We start from the raw sequence: 9,849 nt of genomic DNA, 5'->3' as shown, positions 1-9,849 counted from the left end.
GCCCGAACCGCCCAGCGCCTGCTCGCCCTGGCCGCCGCGATCTGGCACAACCACGCCATCAGCGCCCCAACAAGCCGATCACTAACCGCCTACGATTCTCAATAGACTTGTCAAGCCATGGTTCGGGTTCGGCGTGCTGTTTCAGGCAGCTGCAAGGACCGGTTCGGGTGGAGATGGTGTGTAGCAGCGGTTATCACGCAGCAGCGCCCACAAGACGTTGACTCGTCGGCGGGCGAGGGCGAGGACGGCTTGGGTATGCCGTTTTCCTTCGGATCTCTTGCGGTCGTAGAAGATTCGCGATCGCTCGTTGCATCGGATGCTGATCAGCGCCGAGGTGTAGAGGGCGTGCTGCAGCCCGCGATGGTATCGCCGGGGCCGGTGCAGGTTGCCCGAGACTCGTCCCGAATCGCGGGGTACCGGCGCAACACCGCCGTAGCCGGCGAGGTGATCGGCGGAGGCGAACGCGGTTATGTCTCCGCCGGTGGCGGCGAGGAATTCGGCGCCGAGCAGGACACCGATGCCAGGCATGCTCAGCAAGATCTCTGCGGTCCGATGCCGGCGAAATCGGCCCTCGATGAGCTTGTCGGTGTGCTTGAGCTGCTCGTCGAGGGTGATCACTCCCTTCGCCATCTCGGCGACCAGTTCGGCGGCCAGCCGCTGCCCGGGCAGTGTGGTCTGCTGAGCGCTGGCCGCCGTGACGGCCTTGACCGCAAGCGCGGCAGCGTTTTTGACTTTCTGCGACCGAAGCCAGGATTCGATCTCGGCGACACCGGCGCGCCGCAACGCCTCAGGAGTCTGGTAGCCGGTGAGCAGCACCAGCGGCCCCTTGGTGGTCAGGTCCAGGGCGCGTTCCAGGGCCGGGCTGATACCCAGCAGCTGCTGATGCAGGCGGTTCACCAGCCGGACGCGATCACCGGCAAGATCACGACGGCGGGCCAGGAGCATCCGCAGCTCGACGATCAGCTCGTCATCGATACGCAGCGGGGTCAAATCGCGCCGCATACGGGCCTGGTCGGCAATGATCGCGGCATCCTTGGCGTCGGTCTTGCCCGCGCCGCGGTAACCGCTGGCGGCGCTGTTGACCTGGCTTCCGCTGATATAGAACACCCGCTGCTGATGCGCGGACAACAGGGTCAGCAGCAACGCCGATTCGCTGGTGACCAGGTCCACCGCCCAGTCCACCTCGTCGGCAAGCTCGGCGACCTGCCCGATCAACTCCAGCAGTGCGGTCTCGTCGTTGCGGACTCGCCGCGACAGCAGCCGGGCACCGTCGGCGTCGATGACCACGGCGTGATGGTGCTCTTTGCCGATGTCCACCCCGGCCCAAGCACGTTCCAACGTTGCCTCCTCTGTTCACCGAACATGTTGTCCCGCAGACGACTTCGCTGGCCAGTCCCTACGCAGCGACGAGTTCGCAATTCTCAATCAGCAGCCGAGTCGTCGAGGAGATGCCGGGCGGCCAATCATAGAGAGCTTCATCAACAGCAGACCACTGAAAGCCACACCCGACATCCCTGGGAACCCAAGACCCTACGACTGACCCGAGGTACCCGATGAACAAGGTAGGGACCACTGACGTTAGGAATCACTCGTCTAGCTCATCCAGCCCACTCTCACTACGAACCTCAATGCCCGCATTCCCGCCAACTTCACTTGAGAGGGCGCTCAGCGCCACCTTCGCGCGGCAGCGCCCTGATGTGCTGATCCGAGGTCTCCGACAACCGCGGAAATCGCCGCGTACATGGCTTCTCTCGACAATCGGCATCCACGACGACGCGATGCTGTCGGTGCCCCGACTTATCCACAGCCACAAGAGGATTCGATGGCAACAATAGTGATCCAATACACGATCGGCGACGCGACAGCGCCTCAGACCGACGGTCGCGTGTATATCGCCCATATCAGCAACGACGCCGGACGCTAGGGAAGAGGTTTCGTGCTGGCCATCAGCCGTCGCTGGCCCCAGCCCGAACTCGCCTATCGCACCTGGTACCGCCAACGTAGTCCACCGATTTCGCGCTCGGTGCTGTCCAACTTGTCCAGGTCGAGCGGAACCTTTACGTGGCCAACATGATCGGCCAACACAGCATCGCCACCGCTCGTCGCACCGGACCTGCTCAGATCCGATACGATGTCCTCGCACAGTGCCTGGCCACGGTCGCCCATCACGCCGCCAGCGCCGAGGCCTCGGTTCATCTGCCCCGCATTGGATGCGGCCTGGTCGGCGACACCTGGGACAGGATCGAACCACTCATTCACACTCATCTGTGCCAGCGCGGGATCCAGGTGACCGTCTATGACCTCCCCCGACCGCGATCAGCCCCCGACGCCTGCCGACGGGTTCCTCCCGCGGTACGCCGAGGCCGCGCTGCTGCGCGAAGCCCACGCCGTGACGCACGGTGAGCGCCACCTCACTGTCGAACACGGCTATCCCGAAACCGGCGAGGAGACCGCCCGCCGTGAACAGTTGTCGGACCCGGCCTGGCGAGGCTTCCCCGGCGCTCGAACCCGCTCCATCGGCGGCGGTGGGACTCGAAGGCTCGCGAAGACATCGAAGAAGTGACCCCTGCGGCGGGCTCGAGCAACGGAATCCCACCACCGCACACGCTGGTCTGCCGTCAGGCGCGCCGTTCTTTCATAAGACGTCGAGCGCCGGGAAACAAGAGGTGTCACCCGACGACAGACCAATCCCAGTAACACGATCCCGGCCAACACGACCGGAACCCTGTCCCTACTAACTGATTAGGAGAACTCGCGATGTCCTCGATCGATCTGTGGTTCCCGCTGGCCGAAGTGCTGCCGATCGCCGAGCACGCGATGTCCGCGACCGAGTATTCCCGCTCCCCGTACACCGAGCCGATCGACGCACCCGCCGTGCCGTCGCTGATATGGGCCAAGGACGATGGCACCTACCTGCGCAGCAATGGGCATTCCCCGCCAACCCGACCCACAACGCGACGGTCACGCCCTGGTCAGCTACGCCCTCGGCTGGCGCGATTCCCACACTGGCCTCGGCGCCACCCCGGTCGGAGGTGACGACTTCTCCGAATACCTCGACCTGGCCGAGCCAGAGGAGAGCGGCGAAACGCTGATCAACCTGATCCGCGAGTTCGCCGCCCACCAGGGATGGCTCATCCTCACCGTCGAAACCGACACCTACACCGTCGCCGTCCGCACCGCCGGTCCACCCACGCGCACCGCCTGACTCCTGCTGGCCCACATCGACGCTGGCGACGACCGCGCAGCGTCGCCTTTGGAGATCGCACGCATCGACCCACCCGGAATGTCGACGTCACGGCGATGTTCGCCGACCCCGGCGCCGACTTCGCCAACCCGGTGATCCGGGTCCGGCCCCACAGCACGACTGACACGGCTCAGGCGGGTGCAGACCCGACCTGAGCCGCCGTTCACCCACCACCAATAGAGGCCATCGCGACCACAGCACCTCCTCGGCCACGCCAACTGGCGTGGCCGACCGTAGTCCGCGCGGCCCTGCACAACGTCCCAGCCGCCGTGGGTTTGTGCCAGGTGATGTTGTCTCGGTTGGGGCGGTCGCCGACCGGCTCGCTGGTCAGAGCCACCGCCCCGCTCGCGCATCGGACACAAGGCCGCCCGGCCACTGCTCGCTACGCGGGCCGACCCCCGGCATCGACCCCAGCCGAGTCATCACCCCCGATCTGAACTGGAAGCTACCCGAACCCCTCATGGACATCTTCGATTTCACCCGCTGCGTCGCGTCCGAGCTCGGCAACGGCTGGACGGCTCACCGCGATCGCTATGACCGCGAAGCCCAATTGCGTGGCCCTGCCGGCGAATCGCTGTCGTTGACCGACGGCGACCACTCCCATCGCAGTGGTGAGCACGGCCGCGTCATCATCGCCGGATGCTACGGCGACCTCGGCACCCATCTGCATGACAGGGAAAAAGCAAACCCCATCACCGTGAGAGCTACACGGCATCCGGCACTGATCGCCGCCGACATCGAATCTCGCCTACTGCCGACCTACCGAGCCGCGCTCGAACTCGCCCGCCCGCGCGCGAGCGTCGACGCCGCGCGCACCCAGCGCCGCGAGGCCCTCCTCGAAGTTCTGCCCCAGATTCTCGCGCCCGCCGATCGGATCCACAACAACGTGATCTACCTCCTCGGTGACCGGCCGATTTCCGGAAAATTCACCGTCAACACCGGTGGTGGCGCCCACGTCGAGCTCGACGTCGACTCCGGCCACGTTCTCACCCTCGCACGCGCACTTTCCGCCGCCCTCGCCCACCCCACCGCAGCGCCAACCATCGACGCCTGAAACCTACTGTCGGACAACAACGTAGGAACTTGTCACGAGTCGGCGCCGCACATCCGCGGTCCGCTGATCACATCGAGGGCAATCGAGCCAGGCTGTCCCGCGCGCCGCTTCGCGGCGACCGGCGATTCTGCGGGCCACCGACGCTACCCGCCACCTCCGCCCCACACCCATGACCCCCTCCGACTCCCAAACACTCACCACCACAAACCTCTTCGATATTCAGGGCAATCCCGTTCTCCGGGCCAACGGCCCTGTGACCGGTTCGATCAGCCTCCGCTACGACTGCCACCGCTCGCGCCGTGCGCCCACCGTGCTGTGGGTTCCTGCGCGTTCAGTTCGCGCCGATCATCCCCGACGGCCGAGCCCTAGATACCGCGCACACCGCTGTGCTGGCCATCGCCGGCACCACCGTCTACAGCGGGTTCGCCTACCTGTGGCTCACCTCCGGCCGCCGCCCACCCCGCACCGGCACCGACCTGCTCGACGCGACACCTCACCACCTCATTACCGACCCGTGGGCACCGGCCCCGACCTCCCTCGCCAGCGTGGCCACTGGGGGATTGCACGGACTCTACGAACTGATCCTCACCGGCTGGCACAGCCCCCACCGCCTGCGCCACGCCCAACTGGCCCACCAGCAAACCCAGACACGCCAACGCGGGACCACACCACCGCAACTGGCTCGCCCCGATCCACCTTCTGAGGAGACCACCACCATGACCGTGAGACTTTGTCTACTGCTCGAGGAGCGCTACCGAAACGACAGCCTCCCTCTGCATCTCGCTCACCGTTTACAGCAGCAGGGCTACCACGTCGATATCGTGCGCCCTGGTGGCCACCTACTGGATCTGGCCGAACTCATCGACAGTGGCAACCATGACGCCTGGATCCTGAAAACCGTTTCCGGTGGACCAGGGCTCGGCCTGCTCGAAGCTGGCGCCGAAGCAGGGCTGACCACTATCAACGACGCGCGCGCCATCCGCGCCGTCCGTGACAAGGCCCGCGCCCACCTGATTGCCGAGCGCCACGGCCTGCCCGTTCCTCCCACCTGGGCCGCCACCGCCCCCGACGCATTCGCGGCGGTGCCCGCGCACCACTACCCTCTGGTCGTCAAACCGGCCGACGGCAGCGCCGGACATGCCGTGCACCTGATCACCGGTCCCGAAGACCTCGACAACCTCCGCACCCTCCACAACGGTCACTCCCTACTGCTCGGACAGCCCTACGTCCTCAACAGCGGCGTGGACCTGAAGGTCTACTGCATCGACGGCCGACTCTTCGGCACCGAATGCAGTTCACCGCTGGCCACCGGCACCGACATCGAACGTCCGGTGCGCCTGAGCGCCGAGATCAGCGACCTCGCTCACCGTGTCGGTGAGATCTTCGGTCTCGACCTGTTCGGCGTCGATATCGTGTTCGGATCCGACGGTCCGATCATCGTCGATATCAACGACTTTCCCTCCTTCCGGCGGGTCCCCGACGCTGTCAACATTCTTGCTGACGCCTGCCTGTCACTGGTCTGGAGCGGGCCACGTCGCAGCCGCGTCGATCTCTCACGCCACGCCGCACCGACGCGCGTCTGATCGATAGTGCGCCACGGCGCCCGGGGTTTGATCAGTTCGGTCTTGAATAGGCCGTTGATCGTCCCGGCGAGGGCGTTGTGATAGGACGAGCCCGCCTCGACCGAGGGGTGGATCCCGACTTCGGCAAGGCGTTCGGTGAACGCAATGGACATGGTACTGCTCCCTGAGTGACGGAGACGAAACAGGCTGCAAATCGCCGACCACGCTCGAAGTCGGCCTCGCCTGATCCACGCCCACCCCTGACGACCTCGTGCGGCCGCAGATCACCGCATGCCCCGCCGACCACAACCTCGCGATCGGAGCAGCAAACCTATGGGCACGATCTGCCCCCTCGAATGCTTCATCGAATTGACTCCCGACCGGCAGCGATGGCATCAGCAGTGCGCCGAGAACTGGGTCTATGAGGGCCACAACGAATATCGAGGTGTCCTCGTCCGCGACGACACCGGAAGCTTTCACGCCACCATAACGAACGACAAGGCCACCACCGCACCACTGTCCGACATCAATCTCGGCGACAACCTCGCACACGCTCAACTGGCAGTGCAGGGCCTGGTCGACATCGAGGCAGGATTCGACGGCCAACGAGCGCTCGAGTGGATCGCCCGCGGACCTGATCCCGCACAGCGCGCGCTCGAAATCCACGACTATCACGGGCCATTCGAGTTCCTCGCACGCATCGTGGTCAGCGACCCCGACGGCCACATCCACCTCACTGTGGACGGACCCGTGGAACCGATCTGCCACGACGTCCTCGCCCCACCCCTCGACCAGGCCAAGCAGAACGCGATCACCGTGCTCCGCACCCACCTCTGCACGGACCTGCAACTCGACATCCGCGGCGGACCCCGAAACTGTCCCCGCCACTGCCGATACAGCCTCGTCGGATGTTCCCTCGACCCACCGTCAGCGCTCGACAACTCCAGTCCCGCACCCGACGACCCGGGCACAGCACATACACCTACCGGAGCACACTGAATGTCGTCGCCGTCGAGCCCGCCGTCCAGATCATCTCGACGACGCTTCCCATCGACCAGCGCGAGAGCCGACATCTCGCGCGGTGGCGGTCCGGCCGAACTCGTCGACAACCCCCTTTTCTCGGCGCCGACGCTCGATCCCTCGCGGCAGGACGTCCCAGATCCGTGACGACGGATACTTCGCGGGACGGTGAACCGCCGCCTGCGTCACCGCCGAAGTCGAACTGAACTGGCACACCCGCACACCGGCACCTACCGACTCACCAGAGCCTCAGCCCAGAGGTTCCACCGCGGCTGTCACGACATCACCCACACCACCGCCCCCTCCATGGTCACCGGTGAGCACCGCTTCCACCGCGATCACGGACAACTCTGAAAGGCGCGGGCCCGGCTTAACAGACACCGATGCAGATCCACGAATTCGCGTGCCAGCTCGCGGCTGAACTCGGCCCGCACTGGCACCTGGCCGGCTACCGCAATCCGCCGGCCTACCCGGAACACGAGGGTCTCAATCCCGGTGAGATGTGGTGCTACAACCGCCAATCCGTCGTGCCCGACTCGGCCGAGGTACAACATCGCCTCGACGCGTCCCAGCCGTGTCTGCGCGGGCCCAACGACGACTGCCGAGGCGAAGTCACCGGCGTCCCTCCTTCGGCGGTACCGGCATGCCGATCTACGAACGCGCCTTCAAGCGTGATGCGCTGAAGTCGGTGTCGGACAACGACAATCGCGGCGCGGCGCGACACACGCCCAAAGGGGGTGGGAATCGACTCCGCGAACGTCGAGACCAACGGCGACGGCATCACCGAGTACACAAACCTTCAGGCAACCAAGATCGGATCGTGGTGACCACCACGACCAACGTTCGGCCGCGGAAGCTCCGCGGGCAGGTGCTAGCGGCCGTACGGAAAGCCGGTCTGGCCGGATTCCGCGGCGAGATCGGCTTCGCGCACCCCGAAGAGCGACCAGTACATCTGCGACCCGCACCTGCGCGAAGAAGAACGCCCAATGATCGTGCTGAACCATACGATGGTCGCGGTGTGCGAGACCTAAGTGGCAGCGCACGACCCGCGGCGCGCGACACCCGAGGAGGACGCCGCATTCGACCAGTTCACCCAGCGGTGGCCGAGGTGGACGCGAACAGGGTGCCGGACCGCCAGACGTACTTCTCGCACTGCGCGTGTGAGACCTCCGGTACCGAAGCAGGCATCCCGACACGACCTCACCCTGCTCGTCTTGGCCGTTTGACATCTTCCATTCCCTGATCAGGCCGCCGGGTGAGGATCATCCAGCGGCCGCATTCGCACATCGCGATCTGAAAGGAGCGACGCAAACATGCTGTCCTACAACGAAATCGAAGAAGGCGAAAAACTTCTCGCAGCGGCAACCCGGCCCCCTTGGTTCGCAGTCGTGAACGACATGATTGGCGGGACCTGCGTCCAGACTTTTGACGCCCCAGCATCGGAAGCGCCACCCGGGTCCACGGTGGCCGACATGATCTGCCGTGAGGCCGACGCCGCCCTGATCACCTGGATGGGCAACAAGCTCAAAGACCTTCTGCGCGCGGCGTTGTGGATGCGCAAAATCCAAGAGCAGCTCGACGAATCGATCCTCACGGAACAGGCGGGCAGCAGTGCAACCGACCTGCCGGCCGCGATCGCACGACTGGCCAACGGCTACCGCACCGACGTGCCATCGCAGGAAACGTGGGACCGGGTTACCTCTGCGTTCATCGAATACCAGGGTTACGGCACGGTTTTCGGCTGCGCGGGCGACGAAGCAATCTCGACGATGCTCGACGAAATCGGCTTGTCGACCACGGCCGCCGAATGGCGAGACAGCCACCGCGAGGAGTGCACCGAATGTGCACGGGCATCGATCGGCCGAGAAAGTGAGGGCAACCAGTGAGCGGCACCTCAACAATCAGCTGGGACCAGGTGAAGCCCGGCGATTGGATCTCCACCGGGTGGGGCGCCCAGCACCGCGTACGTTCCCTCACGAACACGCACGTGACCTTGGCCGACCATCGCGAGAACGACCGCGCCGAAAAGGCGGGAGTGAATCTCAACGCAGGCGAAACGCAGCGATGCAACGCCTGCCAGCGAGCGGGCGGCCCCGACGGACTCGGCCCCTCACCAGCAGGTGTCATCGGTGAGGTGCGGCGCACCCCCGAGGGCTGGGTTGCGGTGTGCTTCACCGATGTTGGAGATCGCAGGTGGCACTTCGTCGGCGATTCTCCGAGGGGTTCGTATGGATGGGCGCCGGACCGGTTCATGGGCAACGCCGAAACGATCGCGGTCATCCCCGGCACCACCGCGGCGCAGGCGCACACCGAGCTCACAAACACTCCTCGCCGACCACCTGCCGTTGAGAGCGTTGTCGACAAACTCGAGCGGTTGGCAATCGAACTCGACCTCAGCGCAGAGGATCTCGATGAACTAGTGCACGACGTAGCATCCCGTAATGCCTCCGACACCAACAACGCCGGCATCCGCGATCAACTCGCTCAACTGCTGAGCAGTCTCGGCGAACGCGAGGTCTCCGACCAGCTACACGCACTCGCCAAAACCACCGTGCCTTGAACGACGGGGCTGCCGGGATCTCGCACACACCCCTGTGACCGCTCCACGACGCTCAGACGCTGCACGGTGCCATCCCCCGCAACACGGCCGCCGTTCGGCGAACCCGACCAAATACATCCGGCACGTCGCCGGTTGCACTCTCGGCACGCTCGCTCACTACGTCATCCACTGAGCCATCCGCCAGAACACTCACCACCGCCACTCCGCGAACTCGGCACCGCACCAAGACCGCGCTACCAACAGCGCCGGATCTCGACCCATCGACTTCCTCCCCCGAACAGCCGGACCACGCCAGGAACGTACTCCGGGACTGGACGAGCGGACTGGCACCGAACTCCGAGACACTTTAGCGACTGCCATCTTTCATGGCGGCCCTCCAGGCATGCCGACGAGATACGACCCGACCGGG

General features: G+C 65.3%; 8 protein-coding genes and 2 pseudogenes. 8 read left to right on the top strand and 2 right to left on the bottom strand.

All coding sequences use genetic code 11. From position 1 onward, the window contains the following. Window positions 1–105, top strand: a pseudogene (locus AB0H61_RS26915) (IS982 family transposase); the annotation flags it as partial. A gap of 36 nt (window positions 106–141) precedes the next feature. Here AB0H61_RS26915 and AB0H61_RS26910 read toward each other — a convergent pair. Beyond that, window positions 142–1,338 (bottom strand): IS110 family transposase, encoded by a 1,197-nt coding sequence (locus tag AB0H61_RS26910; protein ID WP_357309741.1) that lies wholly within the window; start codon window positions 1,336–1,338, stop codon window positions 142–144. A 958-nt stretch (window positions 1,339–2,296) separates the two neighbouring features. Here AB0H61_RS26910 and AB0H61_RS26905 point away from each other — a divergent pair. From AB0H61_RS26905 to AB0H61_RS26890, 4 genes are all read left to right on the top strand, one after another. Next, window positions 2,297–2,563, top strand: coding sequence for a hypothetical protein (locus AB0H61_RS26905; protein ID WP_357309738.1), 267 nt, complete (start codon window positions 2,297–2,299; stop codon window positions 2,561–2,563). A gap of 360 nt (window positions 2,564–2,923) precedes the next feature. Further along, on the top strand, window positions 2,924–3,205 hold the full coding sequence (locus tag AB0H61_RS26900; RefSeq protein WP_357309735.1) for a hypothetical protein: 282 nt from the start codon (window positions 2,924–2,926) through the stop codon (window positions 3,203–3,205). 499 nt (window positions 3,206–3,704) lie between these two features. Continuing rightward, a complete protein-coding gene (locus tag AB0H61_RS26895; protein WP_357309732.1) occupies window positions 3,705–4,298 on the top strand; it encodes a hypothetical protein in 594 nt (197 codons plus the stop codon). A 386-nt stretch (window positions 4,299–4,684) separates the two neighbouring features. Continuing rightward, window positions 4,685–5,881 carry an ATP-grasp domain-containing protein gene (locus AB0H61_RS26890; RefSeq protein WP_357309730.1) on the top strand — a complete coding sequence of 399 codons (1,197 nt, stop codon included), beginning with the start codon at window positions 4,685–4,687 and terminating at the stop codon, window positions 5,879–5,881. A gap of 5 nt (window positions 5,882–5,886) precedes the next feature. On the opposite strand, the pseudogene AB0H61_RS26885 reads toward AB0H61_RS26890, so the two are convergent. Then, a pseudogene (locus tag AB0H61_RS26885) lies at window positions 5,887–6,045 on the bottom strand (IS3 family transposase); the annotation flags it as partial. A gap of 148 nt (window positions 6,046–6,193) precedes the next feature. On the opposite strand from AB0H61_RS26885, the gene AB0H61_RS26880 reads away from it, so the two are divergent. The 3 genes from AB0H61_RS26880 to AB0H61_RS26870 all read left to right on the top strand — a co-directional run bounded on the left by AB0H61_RS26880 (window position 6,194) and on the right by AB0H61_RS26870 (window position 9,440). Further along, on the top strand, window positions 6,194–6,859 hold the full coding sequence (locus tag AB0H61_RS26880; RefSeq protein ID WP_357309727.1) for a hypothetical protein: 666 nt from the start codon (window positions 6,194–6,196) through the stop codon (window positions 6,857–6,859). Window positions 6,860–8,193: 1,334 nt separating this feature from the next. Next, the gene (locus AB0H61_RS26875; protein WP_357309724.1) at window positions 8,194–8,766 is read left to right on the top strand and encodes a hypothetical protein; all 573 of its coding nucleotides are present in this window, start codon (window positions 8,194–8,196) and stop codon (window positions 8,764–8,766) included. A 101-nt stretch (window positions 8,767–8,867) separates the two neighbouring features. Beyond that, on the top strand, window positions 8,868–9,440 hold the full coding sequence (locus AB0H61_RS26870; protein WP_357309721.1) for a hypothetical protein: 573 nt from the start codon (window positions 8,868–8,870) through the stop codon (window positions 9,438–9,440). Window positions 9,441–9,849 lie beyond the last annotated feature (409 nt).

This window comes from Nocardia sp. NPDC050710 (assembly GCF_040654375.1).
Taxonomy (GTDB): Bacteria; Actinomycetota; Actinomycetes; order Mycobacteriales; family Mycobacteriaceae; genus Nocardia.
The sequence above is the reverse complement of the archived record's forward strand: the minus strand, read 5'-3'. Positions and strand labels throughout refer to the sequence as shown.

What these genes read in the sequence shown, in the direction of transcription:
- AB0H61_RS26880 (WP_357309727.1), top strand. Translation starts at nt 6,194, where the DNA reads ATGGGCACGATCTGCCCCCTCGAATGCTTCATCGAATTGACTCCCGAC.
- AB0H61_RS26875 (WP_357309724.1), top strand. Translation starts at nt 8,194, where the DNA reads ATGCTGTCCTACAACGAAATCGAAGAAGGCGAAAAACTTCTCGCAGCG.
- AB0H61_RS26905 (WP_357309738.1), top strand. Translation starts at nt 2,297, where the DNA reads ATGACCTCCCCCGACCGCGATCAGCCCCCGACGCCTGCCGACGGGTTC.
- AB0H61_RS26900 (WP_357309735.1), top strand. Translation starts at nt 2,924, where the DNA reads ATGGGCATTCCCCGCCAACCCGACCCACAACGCGACGGTCACGCCCTG.
- AB0H61_RS26895 (WP_357309732.1), top strand. Translation starts at nt 3,705, where the DNA reads ATGGACATCTTCGATTTCACCCGCTGCGTCGCGTCCGAGCTCGGCAAC.